Origin of the sequence: Sphaerisporangium sp. NPDC051017 (genome assembly GCF_040683095.1) — a bacterium.
Classification (GTDB): Bacteria; Actinomycetota; Actinomycetes; order Streptosporangiales; family Streptosporangiaceae; genus Sphaerisporangium.
The window spans coordinates 72,212-94,807 of record NZ_JBFBCI010000032.1; the positions used below are offsets into that span (position 1 = coordinate 72,212).

The following is a 22,596-nucleotide window of genomic DNA, read 5'->3' on the forward strand; positions in this document are numbered from 1 at the left end:
GCTCGCCGGGGCCGGGCTAAACGCGCGCTGCGGCGACGTTAACGGCGCCCTAAGATCCAGGACGCGGAGAACCGGCTACGAGAGGGAGGATCGGCGTCCGAGGACCAGGACGACCATGGCGCCGCGGTCCGGGCCGTCGCCCGCCGTCATCGACCCGCCCGACGCCTCCGCCGTCCGCCGGGCGATGTCCAGGCCCAGCCCGGTCGATCCCGCGCCGCTGCGTCCCCGCCCGAGGAGTCCGGCCCCGAAGCCCGGCCCGGTGTCGGCGACCTCCAGCCGTACGCCGTCCGGGCCGGGGCTGAGACGCACGGTGAAGCCCGCGCCGTCGGGGGTGTGGGCGAAGACGTTGCCGAGCAGCGCGTCCACGCAGGCGGACAGCTCGGCGGCGCCCACCGCCACGGTCAGGGGACCCGGCGGGAGGTCCAGCGTCACGGGCCGGTCCTGGTCCTCCGCCAGGACCGACCAGAACGTCACGCGGTCGCCCACGACGGACACCGCGTCGCAGGCCGCCTGCTCGTGCGAGCGGCGCCGCACGTCGAGGATCACCGAGCTCACGGCGCGCTCCAGCGCGTCCACGCGGGCGCCGAGGCGCGCGGCCTCCTCGGGGTCCGCCAGCGACTCGGCCTCCAGCCTCAGGCCGGTCAGGGGCGTGCGGAGCCGGTGGGAGATGTCGGCGGCGGTCTCGCGTTCCTCGGCCAGCAGGTCGCTGATGCGCCCGGCCAGGTGGTCGAGCGCCAGCCCGACATCCCGCACCTCGGGCGGGCCGCCGGGCGTGGTGCGCGCGGCCAGGTCGCCGGCGGCGAGGCGGTGGGAGACGCGGGCAAGGCCGGTCATGGGCCGGGTCAGCGCGAGCGCCAGCCGGTCGGCGACCAGGATGCCGAGGCCGATGAGCGCGAGCCCGAGGACGAGCATGCCCAGCCAGACCTCCGGGACGCCCTGGCGCAGGTCCGCCTCGGTGAGGTAGGCGCGCACGACGGCCGTCCCGCCGGGAAGGCCCTCCACGGAGACCAGCACCTCCAGCCCCGAGGGGGTCTCGGCCACCAGGCTGCGCCCCCGCGCCGCGAGTTCCACGGCGGCGGACCTCGGGGCGGGGGAGCCGACGAGAGTCCCGTCCGGGAGGAAGACGGTGACGGCGTGGCCGCTGGAGGCCGAGGTGCGCTTGACGGCCAGCGTGAGGGCGGCCCGGTCGGCCGGCCCCACCGACGCCGCCACCGACTGTGCCTCGGCAGTCGCCCGGTTCACCGCGCCGCTCTGCGCCAGCGCGCGCACCAGCAGGCCCATGGGGACGAGCAGCGCGACGAGCACCAGCGAGGTGGTGGCGGCCACGAGCAGCGCCAGCCAGCTCCTCATGACGGATCGACCAGCTTGACCCCGACCCCGCGGACGGTGTGCAGGTATCGAGGGGTCTGGGCGGTCTCGCCCAGCTTGCGGCGAAGCCAGGACAGGTGGACGTCCACGGTCTTGTCCGCGCCCCCGTACCGCGCCTGCCACACCTCCGTGAGCAGTTCGCGCTTGGTGACGACCTGGCCGGGGCGGGCGGCGAGGTAGTGCAGCAGGTCGAACTCGCGGGGCGTGAGGTCCAGGACCGTCCCGTCGAGGACCGCTTCCCGGCCGCGCGGGTCCAGCCGCAGCCCGCCCACGGTGATCGAGGGGTCGGCCGGGCTCTCGGCGGCGCGGCGCAGCACCGCCCGGACGCGGGCGTCGAGCTGGGCGGCGCTGTAGGGCTTGACCACGTAGTCGTCGGCCCCGGCGTCGAGCAGGCGGACCATCTCGGCGTCGCCGTCCCGCGCGGTCGCCACGATCACGGGTACGCGGCTGACGGCCCGCAGCATCCGCAGCATCTCGGTGCCGTCCAGGTCGGGCAGGCCGAGGTCCAGCACTATGAGGTCCGGGCGCTCGGCCATGGCTTGGCGCAGGCCCTCCAGCGCGGTCGGGGCGGAGGAGACGGCGTGTCCTCGATCACGCAGTCCCCGGATGAGCGCGGTGCGGATCGCCGCGTCATCCTCGACGATCAGGACGTTGGCCATGGGCGGTTACGCTAACCGGTCGGGGCGTGCGGTATGAAGTCCGTTATCTTCCCTTTAACCCCAGCTTAGGGGACGGCCAGGGAGGATTCAGCGCATGAATCGGCGTCGGCTTCTCGTGGTGGCCGGGTGGCTGGTCGTCGCGCTCATCGCAACCGGTGCCGGTGTGGTCGTCACCGCGTTCCTCGGGGAGGCGGTGACCGGCTCCTCGGGCCGCGTGCTGACCGCGGCCGACGTGCGCCGGGAGCTCGCCGCCGCTCCCTCCGCGAGCGGGGTGGGCGGCGGCTCCGCGGACGGTGCGCCCTCACCTGCGGGCCCGTCGCGCACGCCCGGCGACACGGAGTCTCCCGAGGACGAACCCTCTCCTCGCGACACGCCGCCGGCGCGCACGGCCTCGCCCCGGCCGTCCGGGCACAGCGACGGCGTGGGAGAGGTGATCTCGGCGCGGGGAGGCGTCGTCGTGGCGCGGTGCGAGGGCGGCCTGGTGACCCTGCTCACCTGGACTCCCGCCCCCGGGTACCAGGTGAAGGAAGCCGAGCCGGGGCCGCGCGACAAGGTGCGCGTCCGGTTCGAGTCGGAGCGCGCGCGGACCGAGATCGAGATCCACTGCATCGGCGACCGGCCCATCCCCGCCGCCGAAGTCAAAGAGGACTGACCCTGTTCGGGGCGCGGCGGTGTTCTGGAGGAGGAGGGAGGAAGGGTGAGGTACGAGCCCTTCCGAGTGACGACGGAAGAACACCGCCTAAAAGGCGCCCCGGACCCGCCGTGCCGGAGGCGCGGCAATAGGCACTGTTCGGGTCAGCGGGGCGGGGTCAGCTCGGCGCCGAACTCGTCGGCGATCCGGCGAAGGCCCTCGGCCAGCCGGTCGCGGTCGAGGGCCTCCATGCGCTCGACCGGCCCCGAGACGGACATGCCGGCGATCACCCGCCCGCCGTCCCTGACCGGCACCGCCAGGCAGTGCACGCCCAGTTCCTCCTCGCCGAGGTCGACGGCGTACCCGCGCTCGCGCACCGCGTCCAGCTCGGCCATCATCTCTTCGACCGTGGTGACCGTGTGCTCCGTGCGGCGGGGCAGGCCCGTGCGGGCGAGGACGGCCGCCGCGTCCGGGCGGTCGGCCAGCATCACCTTCCCGACCGCCGTGCTGTGCGGCAGCACTCGGCGGCCGACCTCGGCGAACATGCGCAGGCGCCGGGGGGACGCCGCCTGGGCGACGTAGACCACGAAGTCGCCCTCCATGACGGCGAGGTTCGCGGTCTCGCCGGACAGGGCCACCATCTTCTCCAGGTACGGCTGCGCCCACACGGCCACCATGCGCTCGGCCGCCCCTCCGAGGCGCACCAGGGCGCTGCCCAGGGCGTAGCGGCGGTCGGACTCCTGGCGGACGTACCCGCGGCTCAGCAGCGCCTGGAGCAGCCGGTGGATCGTCCCGTACGGCAGGCCGGTGCGCGCCGCGATCTCCGACAGCCCCGCCTCCCCACCTCGATCGGCCAGCGCCTCCAGCACGTCCAGAGCCCGGTCGACAGACTGAACGGTGCTCATGACGCTTCCTCCGGTCGCGCGGGGCATGGGCTCATGGCGCTCCCAATGCGGCAGGGGGCAGGCCGCGGAGGGAGGCGTCGAGGACCTCGGCGGTGTGGGCCACGCGGAGCTTCTCACCCCGCCTGCGGGCGGCCGAGGCGATCTGCATCGTACAGCCGGGGTTGGCCGAGACGAGCAGGTCGGCGCCGACGCCGAGCACCTGCTCCGCCTTTCGGTCGCCCAGCTCGCGCGCCGCCTCGGGCTGGAAAAGGTTGTACGTCCCCGCGGACCCGCAGCAGATCGCCGCGTCCGGGATCTCCCTGACCCGCAGCTCCGGCACGCCCGCGAGCAGCGCGCGCGGCTGGGCGCGCACCCCCTGGGCGTGCGCGAGATGGCAGGCGTCGTGGTAGGCGACCGTCATCGGCAGGGGATGCCGCTCGGCCGCGGGCCCCAGCTCGGCCAGGAACTCGGCGAGGTCCACGAACCGCAGCGCGCGCGCCCGATCCGCCCAGCCGGGGTCGCCGGCGAGCAGGTCGGCGTACTCCTTGGTGCTCGACCCGCACCCCGCCGCGTTGACGATCACGGTGTCCACGCCCGCGCGCTCGAACGTCGCGATGGTGCGCCGGGCGAACCGCGAGGCCTCCTCGGGGCGCCCGGAGTGCACCGACAGCGCCCCGCAGCAGCCCTGGCCGGGAGGGACGACCACGTCGCAGCCCTCCAGGGCCAGCACGCGCGCGGTCGCCGCGTTGACCCGGGGGAAGAACTCGGCCTGTACGCAGCCGGTCAGCATGCCGACGACGGCCCGCCGCTCGCCCCGCGCGGCGACGAGCGGGGGGATCCGGGTGCGGCGGGGGATCGGCGGCGCGAGGGCGGCCATGGCGGCCAGGCGCGGGTCCAGGCGTTCGAGCAGCGGGGCAAGGCGCGGCCGGAGCCGTTCGGTGAGCTTCAGCGGCAGGCGGAGCGCGCGCAGCCGCCGGGGGTGGGGGAACAGGCCGAAGACGAGGGCGCGGAAGGCGCGCTCGTCCCAGCCGCGGCGGTGGGTCCGCTCGACCTCGGCCCGGGTCTGCTCGATCAGCGTGTCGTACCGGACGCCGGACGGGCACGCGGTGACGCAGGCCATGCAGCCCAGGCACGCGTCGAAGTGCCCCGCCATCTCCGGTGTCAGCGGGGTACCCTCGACGTGCTGTTTCATCAGGTGGATCCGCCCGCGCGGGGAGTCCATCTCCTCGCCCCACAGCGCGTACGTCGGGCAGGTGGGCAGGCAGAACCCGCAGTGCACGCAGTCCTTGATCAACTCGGCCTTGATCAGCTCGGGGTCCACGGACGTTCGCTCCTCACATGCCCGAGCCCGCCGGCGGGGCGCCGGCGAGCCGTCCGGGTGACATGCGCCCCTCGGGGTCGAAACGCTCCTTCACGCGCCGCATCAGCGCGGCGGCTCCCACGGGGCCGAAGCGGTCGAGCCGGGCGGCCGCCTCCGGGGGCGCGGTCCACACCACCAGTCTGCCGCCGTCCCGGGCCACCTCGGTACGCAGGGACGTGACGAAGATCTCCGCCGCGCCGGGCGAGGTGTCCAGGGGCGGGGCCAGGTACAGGACGCAGGAGGCGGCCGACCCGCGGACGTGGACGGGAAGGCCGCCCGCGTCGTCGCCCGCCCGTGCGACGGCGGCGAGCGCCCGCCCGGCGGAGGCGGGCGGGACGCGCAGTTCCAGCAGGAACCCTCCGCTTCGCGCGACGCGCTCCTCCAGGGCGCGGTCCCCGGGGGAGGACTCCATGGGCCGCTCAGCCGGGGACCGGTCGCCGAGGGAGGCGGCCTCCTCCTGGCGATCCGCGGGCTCCTCGCCGGGAAGCCGTCCCCACCAGGCCGGAGGGCCGGAGGAGATCGCCGAGCCCTCTCCGAGCAGCCCGGCGGCGGCCTTGGCCCGTTCGGCGGCGGCGACGCCCTCGAACAGCGCGGCCACGGTCACCGGGCCCCGCGCGTCGGGCCGGTCCAGCTCCAGCGCGCTCGGTTCGAGTTGCGAGCCCGCGAGCGCGGCCACGGCCGTGAGGACGCGCGGGTCCGGGGATGCGGCCGTCACCCACGCGCGGGACGCGGGCAGCGGGTGGAGCCGGAACGTGGCCTCGGTGATCACCCCGAGCGTGCCGAGAGAGCCCGTGAACAGCTTGCCGAGGTCGTACCCGGCGACGTTCTTGACCACCTTGCCGCCCGACCGGGCGATCGTGCCGTCGGCGAGCACGACGGTGATACCGATCAGCAGGTCGCGCGCCGTGCCGTGGCGCAGGCGGCGCGGCCCCGCGGTCGCCGTGGCCAGCACGCCGCCGACGGTGGCCTCGCCCGCCGGGACGTCCAAGGCGAGCTGCTGCCCGGCCTCGCCGAGCGCCGCGGCGAGCGCGGAGATCGTGATGCCCGCCTGGACGCGGACGACCAGGTCGCCGGCCTCGTGCTCCAGGACGCGGTTCAGCCTTCGGGTGTCCAGGAGCAGGTCGCAGCGCGCGGGGGCGTACCCCCAGGACAGCTTGGTGCCGCCGCCCGCGGGGACCACGGCGAGCCCGTGCTCGGCCGCCGCCCGCATGACCAGGGCGGCCTCGCCGGTGGTCTCGGGCAGGGTGACCCAGCGGGGCGTCACCCCGGCGACCGCGTCCCCGGGACCGGCCGCGCGGGCGTCCACGCCGGTGGCGGCCAGGGTCTCACCGGGCGTCATGATCCGCACCTTTGAGCGCAGGGCAGGGGCGTCGGGGACGGTGGCGCTGTGACGCGGGATCGGGCGGGGGGAGGTGGGAGGGCATCAGAACAGGTCCGCCTCTCCGGACGCCACCAGGGGATGGACGCCCTTGCGCACCCCGGGCGCCTCGCCGCACAGCCGGGGCGTGGGGAAGATCTTGCCCGGATTGGACAGGTTGCGGGGGTCGAAGGCGCAGCGGACGAGCTGCATGGTGTCCAAGTCCTCCTCCGTGAACATCTTCGGCATATAGCGCGACTTGTCGACGCCCACCCCGTGCTCGCCGGTGATCGACCCGCCGTATTCCAGGCACAGGTCGAGGATCTCGCTGGAGACCCGCTCGGCCCGCTCGCCCGCGCCCTCCTCCGCGTCGTCGAACAGCACCAGCGGGTGCAGGTTGCCGTCCCCGGCGTGGAAGACGTTGGCCACGCGGATGCCGTACCGCGCGGACAGCCGCTCGATGCTCGCCAGCACGGCCGGCAGCGCCGTCCTCGGCACCACGCCGTCCTGCACGAGGTAGGCGGGGCTGATGCGCCCGACGGCCGCGAACGCCGACTTGCGGCCCTTCCAGATCGCCGCGCGCCGCGCCGGGTCGTCGGCGACGCGCACCGCGAAGGCCCCGCTCTCGCGGCAGATGGCGTCCACCCGGGCGAACTCGTGCGCGACCTCGGCGTGCGGCCCGTCCAGCTCGACGATCAGCACGGCCCCCGCCCCGGGCGGGTAGTCGCAGCGCACCGCGGCCTCGGCGGCCTCGATGGCCAGCGCGTCCATCATCTCGATCGCCGAGGGGACGATGCCCGCGCCGATGATCGCCGACACCGCCACCCCGCCGGTCTCGACGTCCGGGAAGGCGGCGAGCAGCGTCGTCACCGTCTCGGGCTCGCGCGACAGCCGTACCGTGATCTTCGTCGCGATGCCGAGCGTGCCCTCCGAGCCGATGAACGCGCCGAGCAGGTCGTACCCGGGGTCCATGGCGTCCAGCAGGACGATCTCGCCCTCGGGGGTCACCAGTTCGACGGCGAGCACGTGGTTGACCGTGAACCCGTACTTCAGGCAGTGCGCGCCGCCGGAGTTCTCGGCGACGTTGCCCCCGATCGAGCAGATCTGCTGGCTGGAGGGGTCGGGCGCGTAGTAGTACCCGTACGGGCGGGCCGCCTCGGTGATCGCCAGGTTGGTCACCCCGGGTTCGACCACGGCCCGCCGGTTCTCGATGTCGATCTCCAGGATGCGGCGCATGCGCGAGGTGACGATCAGCACGCCGTCGCTGCGCGGCAGGGCTCCGCCGGACAGGCCGGTGCCCGAGCCGCGCGCGACGAACGGAGTGCCGGTCTCGTGGCACGCCCGGACCACCGCCGCGACCTGCTCGGCCGTCTCCGGCAGCACGACGACGGCCGGGGTGGCCCGGTGGTAGGTCAGCCCGTCGCACTCGTACGTGCGCAGGCGCACCGGGTCGGTGATCACGCCCCGCGGGCCGAGGATCGCCAGGAGGCGGTCGGACAGGCCGGACAGATCGGCCCGGGCGGGGGTCATGGCATGCGGGCGTAGGCGGGAAGGGTGAGGAACTCGGCGAAGTCGTCGTCCAGCGCGACCTCCTTGAACAGCGCGGCGGCCTGCCCGTACAGGGTCTCGTCGAAGCCCGGCTCCTCGCGGATCTTCTCGAGCTCCTCGGCGATGACGCCCTCGACCATCTCGCGGGTCACGACCTCGCCGGAGCCGGTGAGCGCGATGCCGTTGTGGATCCACTGCCAGATCTGCGACCGGGAGATCTCGGCCGTGGCCGCGTCCTCCATCAGGTTGTGGATGCCGACCGCGCCGCTGCCCCCCATCCACGCCGCCAGGTAGCGCAGCGCGACGTCCACGTTGTTGTGCAGGCCCGCCTCGGTGATGTCGCCGGGCGTCTTGGACACCGCGAGCAGGTCGCCCGCCGACACCGAGACGTCCTCGCGGAGCCGGGCGAGCTGGTTGGGCTCCTCGCCGAGGACGGAGTCGAACACCTCCCGGCAGATCGGGACCAGGTCGGGGTGGGCGACCCACGAGCCGTCGAAGCCGTCGCCGGACTCGCGGGTCTTGTCCGCCCGCACCTTCTCCAAGGCGACCTTGTTGACCTCGGGGTCGCGGCGGGAGGGGATGAAGGCCGCCATGCCGCCGATCGCGTGCGCGCCGCGCTTGTGGCAGGTGCGCACCAGCAACTCGGTGTAGGCGCGCATGAAGGGGGCGGTCATCGTCACCGCGTTGCGCTCGGGCAGCAGGAACTCCCGGCCCCGGGTGCGGAACTTCTTGATCACGCTGAACAGGTAGTCCCAGCGGCCGGCGTTGAGGCCCGCCGAGTGGGCGCGCAGCTCGTAGAGGATCTCCTCCATCTCGAACGCGGCCGGGTAGGTCTCGATGAGCACGGTCGCCCGGATCGTGCCGTGGGGGATGCCGAGCAGTTCCTGGGCGCGGGTGAACACGTCGTTCCAGAGGCGCGCCTCCAGGTGGGACTCCATCTTGGGCAGGTAGAAGTACGGCCCGCGTCCCTTGTCGATCTGCCGCCGCGCGCAGTGGAAGAAGTAGAGGCCGAAGTCGAAGATCGAGGCCGAGAACGGCTCGCCGTCCACGAGCACGTGCTTCTCGGTGAGGTGCCAGCCGCGGGGGCGCACGACGACGGTGGCGAGCTCGTCGTCGGGCCGCAGCGCGTACCGCTTGCCGCCGGACTCGAAGTCGATCGTGCGGTCGAGCGCGTCGCGCAGGTTGAGCTGGCCGTTCACGACGTTCTCCCACAGCGGGGAGTTGGCGTCCTCGAAGTCGGCGAGCCAGACCTTGGCGCCGGAGTTGAGCGCGTTGATGGTCATCTTCCGGTCGACCGGGCCGGTGATCTCGACGCGGCGGTCGACCAGGCCGGGGGCGGGGGGCGCGACGCGCCAGGTGTCGTCCTCGCGGACGGCCTTGGTCTCCGGGAGGAAGTCCAGCGTGCCGCCGGCGGACAGCTCGGCCTGGCGGGCCTGCCGGGCGTCCAGCAGCTCGCGCCGCCTGCCGTCGAACTCGCGCTGCAGGGTGGCCACGAACGTGAGGGCCTCGGGGGTGAGGATCTCGTCGAAGCGGTCCAGCCGGGGGCCTGTGATCTCAACGCCGTCCATGGCCGTCCTCTCATATTTCCAGGATGCGGAAAAATTCTTCTGGATTATGGAATCGACGCTACTTGAACGCCGACTCAGGGGTCAACGCCGGGTGCCCCTGAGGGATCGCTAAGGGCTCTCTCGGGGCCTTCCCCGATGGGCGGGGGCCACGCCGGACGGCCACCCTATGAACCATGACGAAGAGGTTCGTGATGGCCGCCGGGACCGTGCTCGGCGTGGGACTACTGCTCACCGGATGCGGCCTGCGGAACATCGCCGGCCCGAGCGAGCAGGCCGTCCAGACGTACGACGTGACCGGCGACGTCGGCGCCCTGCGCGTGGACAGCGACTCGGGCGCCATCGTGGTGACCGGGTCCGAGCGGTCCGGCGTGCGCGTGACCGAGACCCTGCACTGGAAGAGCACCAAGCCGGCCACCTCGCACCCGCTCCGCGACGGCACCCTCACGCTCGACCACGAATGCCACGGCGACTGGGGATGCGACATCGACTACAAGATCGAGATCCCGAGCGGCGTCGACGTCCGGCTGGAGACCGGCTCGGGCGACATCACCCTGCGCTCGGTGACCGGGAAACTGGAGGCCAAGACCGGCTCGGGCATCATCGACGGACGCGGCCTCGGCGCCGCCCGTGCCGTGGCCGAGACGGGTTCGGGGAACGTGGAACTGCGCTTCGCCACCGTGCCGGAGAACGTCGAGGTGGACACCGGCTCGGGCGACGGCGTCGTCCACGTGCCGCAGGAGAGCTACCACGTGACCCTGGACACCGGCTCCGGCTCCCACACGCTGGAGGTCGCCAACGACGCGGCGTCCCCGCGCCGGATCATCGTGCGGACCGGGTCGGGCGACGCCAAGGTGCTCAAGGCATGACAAGGACCTGGGGGCCGTTCGGGGGTGGCCCCAGAAAGTCCTGGTTTGTGGTAGATCGCTGCCGATAACCAGGTGAATCCCCGTGGTCATCGTGGCACGATCGGAGGGGAAGACAACAACGGGGTCCCCGTGTTGAACTGTGCGTAACGGTGAGCCCCACGAGCGCCGAGGAGCGCGACCATAACCACAGAGAAGACGTATATGTACAACGAGTCCTACGAAGACCTCGCCGTCGGCGACTACGAGCTCGAAGAGAGGCAGGCGCTCCGGCGGGTCGCCGGACTGTCGACCGAGCTCCAGGACGTCACCGAAGTCGAATACCGCCAGCTCCGCCTGGAGCGGGTGGTCCTGGTCGGGGTGTGGACCGGAGGTACCGTCGTCGACGCGGAGAACTCCCTGCAGGAGCTGAAGCTCCTCGCCGAGACGGCCGGGTCCCAGGTTCTGGAGGGCCTCATTCAGAGGCGTCAGCGCCCCGACTCCGCCACCTACATCGGATCCGGCAAGGCCGTGGAACTGCGCGACATCGTGGCCTCCAGCGGCGCCGACACCGTGATCTGCGACGGCGAACTCACTCCCGGCCAGCTACGGCAGCTCGAAGAGGTCGTCAAGGTCAAGGTCATCGACCGCACGGCACTGATCCTCGACATCTTCGCCCAGCACGCCAAGAGCCGCGAGGGCAAGGCGCAGGTCGAGCTGGCCCAGCTCAGCTACCTGCTCCCGCGCCTGCGCGGCTGGGGCGGCAACCTGTCCCGCCAGGTCGGCGGACGCGCCGCGGGCGGCGTGGGCATCGGCGGCCGCGGCCCCGGTGAGACGAAGATCGAGCTGGACCGGCGCCGCATCCGCGAGCGCATGGCCAAGCTGCGCCGGCAGATCGGCGGCATGTCGACCGCCCGCGATACCATGCGGGCGCGCAGGACGCGGCGCGAGGTGCCCTCGGTGGCCATCGCCGGGTACACCAACGCGGGCAAGTCGTCCCTGCTCAACCGGCTGACGGGCGCGGGGGTCCTGGTCGAGGACGCGCTGTTCGCCACCCTGGACCCGACCGTCCGCCAGTCCCGCACGCCCGACGGCAGGCTGTTCACGATCGCCGACACCGTCGGGTTCGTCCGGCACCTGCCGCACCAGCTCGTCGAGGCGTTCAGGTCCACGCTGGAGGAGGTCGGCGACGCCGATCTGATCCTCCACGTCGTGGACGGCTCGCACCCCGATCCGGAGTCGCAGCTCGCCGCCGTCCGCGAGGTCCTGTCCGACCTCGACGGCGTCGGCGGCATCCCCGAGATCGTGGTGGTCAACAAGGCCGACGCCGCCGACCCGGTGGTCCTGGCCAGGCTGGCCACCCGCGAGCGGCACAGCGTGGTGGTGTCCGCCCGAACCGGGGCCGGCATCGACGAGCTGCTCGCCGTGATCGAGCGGGAGCTGCCGCACCTCGACCACGAGGTCCACATGCTCGTGCCGTACGACCGCGGGGACCTGGTCTCCCGGGCGCACAAGGAGGGCGAGGTGCTGTCGATCGACCACACCGCCGACGGCACGATCCTGAGGGCCCGCGTCCCGGCCGGGCTGTTCCACGAGCTGGACCGCACGGCCAAGCCCGTCGAGACCGTTCTCTGAGCTCTCTGAACCGGTTTCGGGAAGCCCTCCGAGCCGGTTTCAGGGCGTCCGCTGAGCCGGTTTCGAGGCCCGCCCGCCGGAGGGCGACGACCGCCACGTCGTCCTCCCAGGCCCCGAAGCGGTCGATCAGGCGGTCGCGGAACACCTGCGCGGCTGTGGGACGGTTCGGCGAGCAGGCCGCGAGCTCGGAGCCGGCCTCGGACCGTTCGAGCGACTACAGGAAGGCACGGTAGATCTCGTGGACCTCCCTGCGGGTGTCGGCTGTGTTCACGCGGCCGAGGAGCGGCTCGTTGGAGATCTCGACCCCGCGGCCGAGGACGCGGTCCTCGTTCTCGCGTAGCAGCCGCTCGTCGTGTCGCCTGCTGGTATTCTCCTGGACGGTCAGGACAGCTCCCGGGTCCACCCACGTGACGAGCGAAGACGGTGTTCTCTGGAGAGGCTACACTCGGTTTGCACCCAAGATCATTTCTTCTTTCGGGCATATGGGACATTTGGTCTAAATCCGGATGATCAGGGCAAAGCGTGCCGGAACGCCCATGTTTCAGGGAAAACCTCGCATCGGCGCAGGAAAACCGCTGTGGCCCGCGAGGCTTGAATATTGCTACGATATGGAAACCCTGACGAGACATTCTGGCGTTGGTTTCGCATGATGACGCGTGTGACTGCTGGTGCAGCGGAGGCTAGGTCGACACCAGGCGTGACCCTTGAGCAGATATCGACGCGCGGGGCTGTGAAGGTCGCCGACCTGACGCAGGCGATGACGAACCGGTGTTCTTCTCAATAAGCCTGTACAGCGAGCCGACCTGTGAAATAACGTAACTGAACTGAAATCGCCCGGCCGTGATCCGGACGGTACCGTCATCGCACCACCTCGTGCGGATGAGATCAGGAGACCCCCCAATGACGTCCGGAAACGGAGCGGACCCAGCGGGCGCGGCGCCCGGCTCGCGCTGGGTCCGGTTCGCGTCCCCGGACGCTCCCACGGCCGCCCCGGAGGCTTCTCCGGTGGCCAAAAACCGGGTGGTGATGCCATGACGGTGCGGCTCCTCACCAACATCGGCCGGCTCTGGACCGGCAACGACGTCTGCAGCAACGCCGCGATCCTCGTGCACAACGACCGGATCGCCTGGGTCGGCAGGGCGGCCGACCTGCCGCAGAGCGTCCCCGGTGTCGTCGACGACATCGTCGACGTCGACCACGTCGAGAACCTCGGCGGCTCCCTCGTGACGCCGGGCCTCATCGACGCGCACACGCATCCGGTGTACGCGGGCAACCGCTACGCCGAGCTGGCCATGCGCTCCGGCGGCTCCACGCCGAGCGCCATCACCGCGGCGGGCGGCGGCATCGGCTCCACCGTCACGGTCACCCGCGGCACCGACCCGTGGACGTTGTGCAACGGCGTGCGCGAGCGCCTGCGCGACTGGCTGCTCAACGGCACCACGACCGTCGAGGCCAAGACCGGCTACCACCTCACCCGCGATGGCGAGCTGGCCGACGTCCGGCTGCTCCGCGAGCTCGAGAAAGAGCCGATGATGCCGCGGGTGCACGTCACGTTCCTCGCCGCCCACGTCGTCCCGCCGGAGTACTTCGGCCGCCAGCGCGACTACGTCGAGGCCGTCGGCTCCTGGTGCGCCGACGCCGCCGCGGCCGGCGCCGACAGCGTCGACGTCTACTGCGACGAAGGTCACTTCACCACCGACGAGGCCCGCTGGGTGCTCGCCTCCGGCCGCAACGTCGGCCTGCTGCCGCGCATCCACGCCGGCGCCCATAAGCGGCGCGGCGCCGTCCAACTCGCCGCCGAGCTCGGCTGCGCCTCGGCCGACCTGCTCTACAACACCTCAGACGAGGACATCGCCCTGCTCGGGCGGTACGGCGTCCCTGCGGTGGTCTGCCCCGGAACGGCCCTTCAGCAGGGCAACCTGCCGCCGGTCCGCCGCATGCTCGCCCAAGGCGTCACGGTCGCCCTCGGCAGCGACCACAACCCCGGCCACTGCGGTATCACCTCGATGTCGCTGGTCATCAGCCTCGCGGTCGCCGCGTTCGGCATCAGCGTCGGCGACGCCCTGCGGGCCGCCACCCTCGGCGGCGCCACCGTGCTCGGCGCTCCGGACCGCGGCGTCCTCGCCCCGGGCCGCCTCGCCGACATCGTCCAGTGGGACGCCGACCACGAGGGTGCCTTCGCCTGGGGCTTCGGCCTGAAGCCCCGCCGCGTCTGGCGCGGCGGCACCCCCGTCCAGTAACCGTGGGCACCGCCGGCCCTCGGCTCACGGGTGACGCTGCCGATACCTTTTCGTTCGTCCGGTAACCTCGCGGCTCTCGATCAAACCGCTGCTGCACATCTCCGAGGGCACGATCGCCTTCCTGGAGAAGGTACGGCCGGGCGGGCGATCGCCCGGCTGGAGGAACCGGCCGTACGGGCGGCCGACGACGCGCCGGTCGACGTCGCGGTACACCACCTCGCAGGTTGCGATCACCCCTAGTTCGCCCGAGCCACCCCCTAGCACCCCTGCCTATCCCACCATCGACCCCCGACCGCAGCGCCCCGAGAGCCCCCAGACGACGCTTCCTGTACGTACCGGAGCGGAATCGATCAAGACTCTACGAATAGGTCGGGGATAGAAGCCAGACTCCCCCCGAACGCGAGGTTATGCACGCTGAGTAACTGATAGTCCCTTATCGGACCGCTTTACCGCTGTCGTCAACATCAAGTGAAGTGTCGAGGTATGTGCCGCACAGGGCGCTGGCCGTCTTGCCCAGCCCCCTAGTGCCGTCATGTGCAGGCCGAGTGCGGTTATCCACAGAACCGCGTTCGGCGCGACGGCCGGCCCGCTCGCCCGAATAACGTCCCGCTCGTGCGAACAGCCAGCAGGCCCTCCGAACGCGAAGCCGGTGAGTCCCGGCTCCGCGCGCTGACTCCTCTCGCCGGGCCATGGCACCCACGTCCGCACGTCAGTGCTGCACGTCCGACATCCGCAGGGGAGGACATGGAACACCCGCCCGGCACACACGACCCACACCACCAGGACACGACTGCGTCCGGCAGATACGTTCCACTACGGCGACCAGGTCCGGGGCCGGCCCACGACAACGCCGCGCCTGTAGACGAGGCCGGTAAGTACGTTCGCGTACGCCGAGCGGACCTGGGGCCGGGCTACGACGATGCCATGCCTGTCGATGAGGGTGGTGAGTACGTTCGCGTACGCAGGGCCGACTTGCGATCCCGCGACAAGTCCCCTTCGACGGCCGATGAGACCGGTGTGTTCGCCCGCGTGCGTCGCGCCGACTCGCGATCGGACGACGAGGACGTGCGGGCGGCCGTCGCGGATCCCTGGAGCGGCGACCGAGAGGAGTCCGGCCATAGGTGGGTCACGGGCGAGCCGGGGGATCTTGACGAGCCCGGCAAGGTGAGGAACGCCAGAGACGCCAGAGACGCCAGAGACTACGCTCCCTCGGTTCGTCTGCGTTCGGAGCCGCTGCCCTTCCGGTCGTTGCGCACGCGGGTGAGCGACGTCCTGGCCCAGTGCGGGCCACTTCTGGATCCGGGTCGTCCGGGTCTGCGTGTGCTGGTGGTTCTGGGGTTGCTGGCGGCACTCATCGGCGGTATCCAGGTCTGGCGCTCACGCCCGGCCGCCGAACCGGTGAGCCCACCGCTCCCTGTCGCGGCTTCCGAACTCCCCACGGGTGCGTCGAGGCCTCCCACGGGTGCGTCAGGGCTTCCGGCCAGGTCAGGGCTCTCGGCGGGAAGCCCCCAACCCGCACTCTCCGGCGTATCGACCATTCCGTCCCTCGCCGCGCATGTGATCGTCCATGTCACCGGAAAGGTCAAGAAGCCGGGCATCGTGACGCTCCCGAGCGGGTCGCGGGTCGCCGACGCGGTGAAGGCCGCCGGCGGGGCCCGGTCGGGCGAGACAGGTGCGCTCAATCTCGCCAGAAAGCTCGTCGACGGCGAGCAGATCGTCGTGGGAGCCCCGGCCGGCGCCACGATCGTGACGGCTCCGGCGCCGATTCCCGGTGTGGGCGAGGCGCCGGTCGAAGTGCTCGACCTCAACACCGCCACTCCGAGCCAGTTGGAGACACTCCCCGGCGTCGGCGAAGTCCTCGCCGCCCGCATCGTGGAGTACCGCCAATCCCACGCCGGGTTCCGCAGCGTCGCCCAGCTCCGCGAGGTGACAGGCATCGGCGAGCGAAAGTTCGCCGACCTCCGCGACAAGGTCCGCGTATGAACCCCGACCTCCTGTCGGCAGGGCTGGTGGGCGCTGTTGAAGATCCGGTGCGTCGGCGGGCTGGTAGGTGGTGCTGGGGTTCATGTCGATCGCAAGGACAGACGTCGTGGGGGCGTTCAGGGGTTTCGGTGACTTTGGGGGTTCGGGGAGTGGTGCGGCGTGAGTCGGTGGGCTGAGTTCTTCGCAGCGTCAGGGAGGCGTCTGCGCGTGGGCTCCGCAGAGGCCGGGCAGGAGTCCGGCCCTTCCGTGAGCTCAGAACAGGAGGACACAGGACGACGGATCGGCGATTTGCGGCTGGTGGCGCCTGCTCTCGCCGTGTGGGTCACATCGCTCGTTCTTCTGACCTGCTCCGCGGGGACGAGCCTCGTCACGGCGCTGGTCGCGGCAGTGGCCCTGGCCGTGACCGTGGTCATGGCCGGATGTCGGTACAGATGGGGAGGGAGCCGACCGGAAGTTGGGAGGGACAAGGCCGGGCGGCCTGGTCGCCCGTGCCGGTGGGTCAATGCCTGGGTCGCCGTTTTCGGATGTGTTCTGGCTGCGGCAGCGGCCGTTGGGCTGCGCGTTTACGCGGTCGGCAGTGGGCCGGTGGCCGAACTGGCCAGCAGGCGGGCTCCGGTGACGGTCGAGGTCACGCTCACCGACGATCCGAAGATCCTGACCGGTCGCCGGGGGACGGTCCGGCGCGATCGGGTGATCGTGGAAGGCTCGGTCGAGGTGCTGGAGGATGCTACTGGGGTCACATTCAGGACGAATACGCCAATCGTCGTGTTCGCCAACGGACCAGGATGGAGCACGCTCCTTCCCAGCCAGCGCGTCCGAGTCCAGGGCAGGCTTGGCCCGGCCGAGCCGGGCACTCTCACGGCCGCCGTGCTTCTGGTGGCCACCCCGCCGAAGGTCCTGAGCGGACCGTCCACGCCTCAGCGCCTCGCGGCCGACCTGCGCGCGGGGCTGAGAGAAGCAGCGGGCGTCCTCCCGCCGGGCGAACGCGGCCTGCTTCCGGGCTTGGTGGTCGGCGACCTCTCGCTCATGGACGAACAGGTGAAACGCGACCTCACGACGGCGGGACTCAGTCACTTAACGGCGGTTTCCGGCGCGAATTTGGCGGTTATCGCCGGGGCGGTGATCGCGCTGGGCAGGGTGGCCGGGCTGCCGCTCGCCGTCAGGGCGGCTCTCGCCATCGTCGGCATGCTGTGCTTCGCCGTCGTCGCCCGCCCATCGCCCAGCGTCCTGCGCGCTCTGGTCATGGGGTCGGTGGCGGCCGTGGCGCTCGGAACGGGGCGATCGCGGGACGGCCTGGCCGCCCTCTCGGGGACGGTGCTCGTACTCATCCTTTTCGACCCCGGGCTGGCGCGAGAGTACGGCTTCGCATTGTCGGTGTTCGCCACAGGGGGCATCCTGATGCTCGCCCCTCGCTGGCGTGACCGTATGGCGCGGCGAATGCCGTTCGTGGTCGCCGAGGCGGTAGCCGTGCCCTGCGCGGCACAGGCGGCGGTCACGCCGTTGCTCGTCCTGATGTCCGGCGTGCTCGAGCCGGTGGCGATCCCGGCCAACCTCCTGGCGGGCCCGGCCGTGCCTCCGGCGACGGTTCTGGGCTTCGCGGCCGCGGTGGTGGCGCCGATGAGCGACGCGGCGGCGAGGTGGCTGGTCATGCCCGCCGGATACGCCGTCGGCTGGATCATCTGGGTGGCACGCCAGGCCGCCGGCCTCCCTGCGGCCACCGTGTCCTGGCCGGGAGGGGCGATAGGCCTCCTCCTGCTCGTCGTCACGGCCCTCACGTGCTGGTTCGTCCTCCGACGCGCCGCCTGGCGTCTCGTCGTGTGCGCCGTCGCGGCCGGTGTGCTCGTCGCCGCACTGGTGGTGCGTCCCGTCGTGGCCTCGTGGCCGCCCCGAGGCTGGCTGCTGGTGACCTGCGATGTCGGTCAGGGGGACGCGCTCGTCCTCGCCGCCGGGGCGGCGCGGGCGGTGGTCATCGACGCGGGCCCCGACCCGGCGCTCGTGGACAGGTGCCTCCGAGACCTGGGCGTCCAACAGGTGCCGTTGCTGATCCTCACGCATCCCCACTTCGATCACGTCGGCGGGCTCGACGGGGTATTTCGGGGACGCCAGGTGGGCGCGGTGCTGGTCAGCCCGGGCGAGCAGCCACGCCAGGAGAGCGCGCGGGTCTCCGCCGACCTGAGAGGCCGACGGGTTCCCGAATGGGTCGCCTCGCCGGGCATGACATGGAGCTTCGGCCCGGTCACGCTGGCCGTCCTCGGCCCGCCGGAGGAAGCGGTCTCGGCCGGGCCGGGGGAGGGGTCGATGGCGAACAATGCGAGCGTCGTCCTGCACGCCCGCTGGGCGGCCGGCTCCGCGTTGCTCTGCGGGGACGTCGAGATCGAGGCCCAGGACGCACTCCTGCGGCAAGGCATCCCGAAGGCCCAGATAATCAAGGTCCCCCACCACGGGTCCGCCAGACAGGCGCCCGCCTTCCTGGCCGCCACGGGAGCCGGCGCCGCCCTGATCAGCGTGGGGAAAGACAACGACTACGGCCATCCCGCGCCCCTGACCCTCACCCGCCTGCGCACCCTCGGCATGCGCATCTACCGCACCGACACCCAAAGCGACCTGGCCATCATCACCGAGAACGGCCACCTGTCCGTCGTCCCTCGCTCCGCTGGCCCCGGCCCACCCTGACTTCGATGTCCGGCGAGCATCAGGACGATGATCCGGGTGCGAGGCCGTGCCGCCCGGCGCACGGTCAGCGCTTGACCGCGTAGGCCCGCGTGATCGTCAATCACCCCTGTCATCGACCGCCCCTACGGTTTCGAGGACATCCCCACGGCCGTCTCCTACCAGGAGAAAGGCCATGCGGCGGGCAAGGTCGTCATCACGGTGTGAGCGGGACCCGGCGCCGTGCGCATCCCGGTCGAAAAGAGCTACCCGCTCGACCAGGCCGCGGCGGTGCACATCGACAGCGCAGCGGGTCACACGCGCGGGCGGCGGGTCCTGGTCGTCTGAAAGCCGGCTGCGCGATCTCGGCCGTACCCGCACAGGGGGTACGGCCTCTCTGGATGGGGTCTTCGGTGTTCTAGCTGTCCAAGGGAGCTGCAGGGTAACGGTGGTGCCGCCACGCTTGACGGTTACCGGATAGGTGGTGCCGGCCCGCTTTTGGTCCAGGAATGTGTCCAGATCGTTGACGGTCGGAGTTGGAGTTCCCGCTATGTCGATAATGAGGTCACCTGGTTGCAGCCCGGATATGTCGGCCTTGCTGCCGGGGTCGACGGAGATTACGCGGACGCCGCCGCCCTTGGGGTTGGTGTTCCTGAGGTTGGCCGCCACGACGGCCTGGACGCCGGGCTTGAAGTTCACGGTGAGCGGCTGGGTGTCGCCGTCGAGGGTGAAGGTGCCGCTGAACTGGCCGCGTGCCAGTGGCACGTTGGCGTCGGCGACCACCTCCACGTCGTAGGGGTAGAGGAAGTCCCACATGTTGACATTGAGCGAGCCGGTGGCTGACTTGCCGTCGGGAGCGATGGTGACCGGGCAGGCCCGGGAGCAGCGCAGGTTCACGCTGGTGATACGGGTGTTGGGCGGAGCTTGGATGGTCACTGAGCTTTGGTGGAAGCGGCGCTTGCCGTCCGGCGGATAGGTGACGGTTTGCGGGAGGCCGGGGACGTCCAGATCGGGGACGTTCTGCTGCGGAGGCAGAGACCATGCCTGCTGTGCGATCAAGGTCGCTGAACTCTCGGCGGCGGCGGAGACGCCTCCGGCTGTAAGCAGGGCGGCGCCCACGGCGAGCACGGTGCACACCCGCACGCTCCTGCGGATCGGAGGGCGATACGCGACCACCGCCGCCTGCCTTTTGCCATATCCCGAAGGCTACTAATGAGAAACTATGCTACTGGACAATTTCGAAGCCCTGACCTGCGGCGATGCCATTTCCGGGGTCCAGTAACCACGTTTCCCTTTTAGTAAGGATCACGAATCCGCCCTTCGCCCTCCTCGCAGAGGACCCTGGCGTGCGACCGGCGTCTCATCCGCCGGCGCTTCCTCGGTTCCACTACCGATGAGCCGGTATGGGCTCACGTACCTTCCTGCGCCTTGATGGCAGAGTCTTCCGGTGGAGTGCTCGGCGTGGAGACCTCGAACCACGCCGTGTGGCCCGTGTCGTTCTGCTGCCAGCCCCAGGCTGATGACAGTTCGCGGACCAGCCACAGGCCTCGGCCGCTCTCGCTCAGAGGGTCGGTCTGGGCGGGGATCTGCGGGATCGTGTCGGACGAGCCCTCGTCGGCGACTTCGACCCGTACCGTCCGGGCGTCCGCGTACACCATCAGGTTGACCACGCCGCCGGGCCTGCTGCCCGACCGTGAGTGCTTGATCGCGTTCGCGACGACCTCACCCGCGATGAGCACGATGTCGTCCACGGCCGAGTGTCCGGCCCTCAGCAGGACTTCGCGTACGTACATCCGCGCGAGCATGATCGAGCCGGGGGTTCCGAGAAGGTCGGCCTTCCCGAGGAGTTCGATCGTCGTCATTGGGCGACCTCCCAGATGCGGTCCGCCGCGTCCGCCGACACCTGGACCCGCTGCCCCTGGCCCCTGCCCCAGGTGTAAACCCAGGCCCCCTTGTGTGAGAACGCCATGACCCGCAGCGCTCCGCCCTCCCGAGGCACCACCAGCACCGGCTCGCTCTTAAGGGGAAGATCCACCACCGCCCGCAGCCCCCGCCTGTTCAGTCCCCAGGCGAGTCGGACGAGGTACTGATACTGCTGTTCCCTTGTCGTTCTGGTAACCCGCTGTCCGTTGCCGGACGTGGCGACGGTTCCAGGAGATTGGGGACGTTTTAGGCTGCGGCCTGTCATTTCGGACTCCATCGGTGTGGGGAGATTGTCGTGCTACTGTCGCGATCTTTCTTGGTGGCACATTTGACGCAGCCCAGGATGCCTGTTAGGGCGGGTAATTCGAGCTGAAAAAGTCTCGACGGTCGACTACCAATAACCCCGCGCGATGTAGAGATTGTCATTAATCTGTAGTCGTGAGTCGGCAGAGCGTGAGGAGCTAGGTGGAGGCGACCACGATGGCTGATCTTGACCCGCGGATGTCTCCGGCCCAGCGTTTCGGCCGTGAGCTGGTCCGATGTCGGAAAGAAAAGGGGCTCTCGCAGGCCCGATTGGCTGAGCGGCTCGGCTGCTCGCCGTCGCTTATCGGACATATCGAAACAGGCAATCGCAAGCCGCAACTCGACTTTGCGGAAGGATGCGATCGCGCGTTCGGTCTGTCGGAAAGCAAACGTTTTGTGCGGTTGTACCGTCAGGTCGCGGAGTCCCCGTCCGGGCCGGAGTGGTTTCTGCGCTGGCAGGAAGAGATCGAACCTCGGGCCGTGACCCTGCGTACGTGGGACCCGCTCCTGATTCCTGGCCTGCTCCAGACGGAGGAGTACGCGCGGGCCGTCTTCCGTGGCCACCTGGCGACGTCGGAGCGTGAGGTGGAAGAGCAGGTTCGGGCCCGGATGCAGCGAAGCCTCATCCTGGATAGAGATGATCCGCCTGTCCTGTGGGTGTTGATCGACGAATGGGTGCTACGGCGTCCTATAGGTAGGCCGGAGATTATGCGGGAACAATTCGCGCACCTTGCCGCCATTGCGAGCCGTCGCCATGTCACCGTGCAGTTCGTTCCCTTCGACAATCCCTGTACGGACGGTCTGATGTCCGGGTTCGCGATCGCGGAAATGGCGGACGCGCCGACCACGGTGTCCGTAGAGTCCGCAGGGACGGGCGAGGTGTCGGCGGATGCCGAAGTCGTATCCGTGATCGTGGGTCGGTATGACACCATACGAGCGCAGGCGTACCGTCCGGGTGAATCGCTCGAACTGATCAAGGAAGCAGTGGGTCTATGGACGCAAAGCACGTGACCTCGACCGAACTCTCCGCGGCCGTGTGGAGGAAGAGCTCCCGCAGCGGTAACAGCGGCGGCAACTGCGTTGAGGTGGCGTCGAATCTCCGAGAAGTCGTCGGAGTCAGGGACAGCAAGAACCTCGCGGGACCGGTACTCGTCGTCGCTCCGGGCGAGTGGTCGACGTTCGTGAACGCCGTCAAGGCCGGAGGGCTAGGCATCTAGGCTCGGCCCTTTGGCCCGCCGAGCACCGTGAACAGCCGTAAGAGTAGAGCCCTCGCTATGAACGAGGGCTCTACCTTTATGCCGCGCCACGCGAACTTCGGCCGGCCGCTCAACGCTTCATCCGGGAACAGGCCGGTGCTGAAACGCCGACGCTGCGCGACCAGGGCACCGAGTTTGAGGCTCATGTGGGTTGCCCCTAAATGGTTTGCCCGCCGATGGCGCGCGCTGGGATGCTCGGCCGGGCAGGAACGGAGAGGAGACCGCGAAGTGGCTGTCACCGCATCGAGCAAGCCGTCCGAGTCCGAGCCGGAAGTCCGCACGGCGGCCGGAGTCTTGCGCGGCGGCAGGGAGGCGGGCCTGGCGGTCTTCCGCGGCATCCCGTTCGCCGAGCCGCCGGTCGGCGCCCTCCGGTTCGCCGCGCCGCAGCCG

General features: G+C 70.8%; 21 protein-coding genes and 1 pseudogene. 11 read left to right on the forward strand and 11 right to left on the reverse strand.

Annotation, left to right across the window (positions count from 1 at the left end; genetic code table 11):
- Positions 1-75: 75 nt before the first annotated feature.
- Complete coding sequence (locus AB0M95_RS24205) at positions 76-1,350, reverse strand: HAMP domain-containing sensor histidine kinase (RefSeq protein WP_363768619.1); 1,275 nt, start codon at positions 1,348-1,350, stop codon at positions 76-78.
- Complete coding sequence (locus tag AB0M95_RS24210) at positions 1,347-2,027, reverse strand: response regulator transcription factor (RefSeq protein WP_363768622.1); 681 nt, start codon at positions 2,025-2,027, stop codon at positions 1,347-1,349. Before AB0M95_RS24210 ends, AB0M95_RS24205 begins: the two co-directional genes overlap by 4 nt.
- 94 nt (positions 2,028-2,121) lie before the next feature.
- On the opposite strand from AB0M95_RS24210, the gene AB0M95_RS24215 reads away from it, so the two are divergent.
- Entirely contained in the window at positions 2,122-2,679 is a 558-nt protein-coding gene (locus tag AB0M95_RS24215; protein WP_363768625.1) for a hypothetical protein, read from the forward strand.
- 143 nt (positions 2,680-2,822) lie between these two features.
- Here the strand turns inward: AB0M95_RS24215 and AB0M95_RS24220 are convergent, their stop codons facing one another.
- The 5 genes from AB0M95_RS24220 to aceB form a co-directional block, all read right to left on the reverse strand.
- Positions 2,823-3,563: an IclR family transcriptional regulator gene (locus AB0M95_RS24220; protein ID WP_358517568.1), complete on the reverse strand. Its 741-nt coding sequence runs from the start codon at positions 3,561-3,563 to the stop codon at positions 2,823-2,825.
- Positions 3,564-3,594: 31 nt separating this feature from the next.
- On the reverse strand, positions 3,595-4,848 hold the full coding sequence (locus AB0M95_RS24225; protein WP_363768666.1) for a heterodisulfide reductase-related iron-sulfur binding cluster: 1,254 nt from the start codon (positions 4,846-4,848) through the stop codon (positions 3,595-3,597).
- 28 nt (positions 4,849-4,876) lie between these two features.
- A complete protein-coding gene (locus AB0M95_RS24230; protein WP_363768629.1) occupies positions 4,877-6,241 on the reverse strand; it encodes an FAD-binding oxidoreductase in 1,365 nt (454 codons plus the stop codon).
- 84 nt (positions 6,242-6,325) lie between these two features.
- Positions 6,326-7,789: an FAD-linked oxidase C-terminal domain-containing protein gene (locus AB0M95_RS24235; RefSeq protein WP_363768632.1), complete on the reverse strand. Its 1,464-nt coding sequence runs from the start codon at positions 7,787-7,789 to the stop codon at positions 6,326-6,328.
- Positions 7,786-9,375, reverse strand: coding sequence for a malate synthase A (gene aceB / locus AB0M95_RS24240; RefSeq protein WP_363768635.1), 1,590 nt, complete (start codon positions 9,373-9,375; stop codon positions 7,786-7,788). Before aceB ends, AB0M95_RS24235 begins: the two co-directional genes overlap by 4 nt.
- Positions 9,376-9,548: 173 nt before the next feature.
- Here aceB and AB0M95_RS24245 point away from each other — a divergent pair, with 173 nt between their 5' ends.
- Entirely contained in the window at positions 9,549-10,241 is a 693-nt protein-coding gene (locus AB0M95_RS24245; protein ID WP_363768638.1) for a DUF4097 family beta strand repeat-containing protein, read from the forward strand.
- Positions 10,242-10,442: 201 nt separating this feature from the next.
- Positions 10,443-11,852, forward strand: a complete 1,410-nt coding sequence (gene hflX, locus AB0M95_RS24250; RefSeq protein ID WP_363768641.1) for a GTPase HflX — start codon at positions 10,443-10,445, stop codon at positions 11,850-11,852.
- A 214-nt stretch (positions 11,853-12,066) separates the two neighbouring features.
- Here hflX and AB0M95_RS24255 read toward each other — a convergent pair whose 3' ends face one another.
- Positions 12,067-12,255, reverse strand: coding sequence for a hypothetical protein (locus AB0M95_RS24255; protein WP_363768644.1), 189 nt, complete (start codon positions 12,253-12,255; stop codon positions 12,067-12,069).
- 628 nt (positions 12,256-12,883) lie between these two features.
- On the opposite strand from AB0M95_RS24255, the gene AB0M95_RS24260 reads away from it, so the two are divergent.
- The 5 genes from AB0M95_RS24260 to AB0M95_RS24280 all read left to right on the forward strand — a co-directional run bounded on the left by AB0M95_RS24260 (position 12,884) and on the right by AB0M95_RS24280 (position 19,072).
- Positions 12,884-14,092, forward strand: coding sequence for an amidohydrolase family protein (locus AB0M95_RS24260; protein WP_363768646.1), 1,209 nt, complete (start codon positions 12,884-12,886; stop codon positions 14,090-14,092).
- Positions 14,093-14,836: 744 nt separating this feature from the next.
- Entirely contained in the window at positions 14,837-16,075 is a 1,239-nt protein-coding gene (locus AB0M95_RS24265) for a ComEA family DNA-binding protein (protein ID WP_363768649.1), read from the forward strand.
- Between the two features lie 585 nt (positions 16,076-16,660).
- Complete coding sequence (locus AB0M95_RS24270; RefSeq protein ID WP_363768652.1) at positions 16,661-18,748, forward strand: ComEC/Rec2 family competence protein; 2,088 nt, start codon at positions 16,661-16,663, stop codon at positions 18,746-18,748.
- Positions 18,749-18,886: 138 nt separating this feature from the next.
- Complete coding sequence (locus tag AB0M95_RS24275) at positions 18,887-18,952, forward strand: hypothetical protein (RefSeq protein WP_363768669.1); 66 nt, start codon at positions 18,887-18,889, stop codon at positions 18,950-18,952.
- A gap of 15 nt (positions 18,953-18,967) precedes the next feature.
- The gene (locus tag AB0M95_RS24280) at positions 18,968-19,072 is read left to right on the forward strand and encodes a hypothetical protein (RefSeq protein ID WP_363768672.1); all 105 of its coding nucleotides are present in this window, start codon (positions 18,968-18,970) and stop codon (positions 19,070-19,072) included.
- Between the two features lie 96 nt (positions 19,073-19,168).
- Here AB0M95_RS24280 and AB0M95_RS24285 read toward each other — a convergent pair.
- The 3 genes and pseudogenes from AB0M95_RS24285 to AB0M95_RS24295 all read right to left on the reverse strand — a co-directional run.
- Positions 19,169-19,540 (reverse strand): annotated as a pseudogene (locus AB0M95_RS24285) (PDZ domain-containing protein); the annotation flags it as partial.
- A 593-nt stretch (positions 19,541-20,133) separates the two neighbouring features.
- Positions 20,134-20,586 (reverse strand): ATP-binding protein, encoded by a 453-nt coding sequence (locus tag AB0M95_RS24290; RefSeq protein WP_363768655.1) that lies wholly within the window; start codon positions 20,584-20,586, stop codon positions 20,134-20,136.
- Positions 20,583-20,759 carry a hypothetical protein gene (locus AB0M95_RS24295; RefSeq protein WP_363768658.1) on the reverse strand — a complete coding sequence of 59 codons (177 nt, stop codon included), beginning with the start codon at positions 20,757-20,759 and terminating at the stop codon, positions 20,583-20,585. Before AB0M95_RS24295 ends, AB0M95_RS24290 begins: the two co-directional genes overlap by 4 nt.
- Positions 20,760-21,112: 353 nt before the next feature.
- On the opposite strand from AB0M95_RS24295, the gene AB0M95_RS24300 reads away from it, so the two are divergent.
- The 3 genes from AB0M95_RS24300 to AB0M95_RS24310 form a co-directional block, all read left to right on the forward strand.
- A complete protein-coding gene (locus AB0M95_RS24300; RefSeq protein WP_363768661.1) occupies positions 21,113-21,961 on the forward strand; it encodes a helix-turn-helix transcriptional regulator in 849 nt (282 codons plus the stop codon).
- Positions 21,943-22,167 (forward strand): DUF397 domain-containing protein, encoded by a 225-nt coding sequence (locus tag AB0M95_RS24305; RefSeq protein WP_363768664.1) that lies wholly within the window; start codon positions 21,943-21,945, stop codon positions 22,165-22,167. The genes AB0M95_RS24300 and AB0M95_RS24305 overlap by 19 nt, the downstream gene beginning before the upstream one ends.
- Positions 22,168-22,350: 183 nt before the next feature.
- Positions 22,351-22,596 (forward strand): carboxylesterase family protein (locus tag AB0M95_RS24310; RefSeq protein ID WP_363768675.1); only part of this gene is annotated, 246 nt, incomplete at its 3' end.

What these genes read in the sequence shown, in the direction of transcription:
- AB0M95_RS24205 (WP_363768619.1), bottom strand. Translation starts at nt 1,350, where the DNA reads ATGAGGAGCTGGCTGGCGCTGCTCGTGGCCGCCACCACCTCGCTGGTG.
- AB0M95_RS24210 (WP_363768622.1), bottom strand. Translation starts at nt 2,027, where the DNA reads ATGGCCAACGTCCTGATCGTCGAGGATGACGCGGCGATCCGCACCGCG.
- AB0M95_RS24215 (WP_363768625.1), top strand. Translation starts at nt 2,122, where the DNA reads ATGAATCGGCGTCGGCTTCTCGTGGTGGCCGGGTGGCTGGTCGTCGCG.
- AB0M95_RS24220 (WP_358517568.1), bottom strand. Translation starts at nt 3,563, where the DNA reads ATGAGCACCGTTCAGTCTGTCGACCGGGCTCTGGACGTGCTGGAGGCG.
- AB0M95_RS24230 (WP_363768629.1), bottom strand. Translation starts at nt 6,241, where the DNA reads ATGACGCCCGGTGAGACCCTGGCCGCCACCGGCGTGGACGCCCGCGCG.
- AB0M95_RS24235 (WP_363768632.1), bottom strand. Translation starts at nt 7,789, where the DNA reads ATGACCCCCGCCCGGGCCGATCTGTCCGGCCTGTCCGACCGCCTCCTG.
- aceB (WP_363768635.1), bottom strand. Translation starts at nt 9,375, where the DNA reads ATGGACGGCGTTGAGATCACAGGCCCCCGGCTGGACCGCTTCGACGAG.
- AB0M95_RS24245 (WP_363768638.1), top strand. Translation starts at nt 9,549, where the DNA reads ATGACGAAGAGGTTCGTGATGGCCGCCGGGACCGTGCTCGGCGTGGGA.
- hflX (WP_363768641.1), top strand. Translation starts at nt 10,443, where the DNA reads ATGTACAACGAGTCCTACGAAGACCTCGCCGTCGGCGACTACGAGCTC.
- AB0M95_RS24260 (WP_363768646.1), top strand. Translation starts at nt 12,884, where the DNA reads ATGACGGTGCGGCTCCTCACCAACATCGGCCGGCTCTGGACCGGCAAC.
- AB0M95_RS24265 (WP_363768649.1), top strand. Translation starts at nt 14,837, where the DNA reads ATGGAACACCCGCCCGGCACACACGACCCACACCACCAGGACACGACT.
- AB0M95_RS24290 (WP_363768655.1), bottom strand. Translation starts at nt 20,586, where the DNA reads ATGACGACGATCGAACTCCTCGGGAAGGCCGACCTTCTCGGAACCCCC.
- AB0M95_RS24305 (WP_363768664.1), top strand. Translation starts at nt 21,943, where the DNA reads ATGGACGCAAAGCACGTGACCTCGACCGAACTCTCCGCGGCCGTGTGG.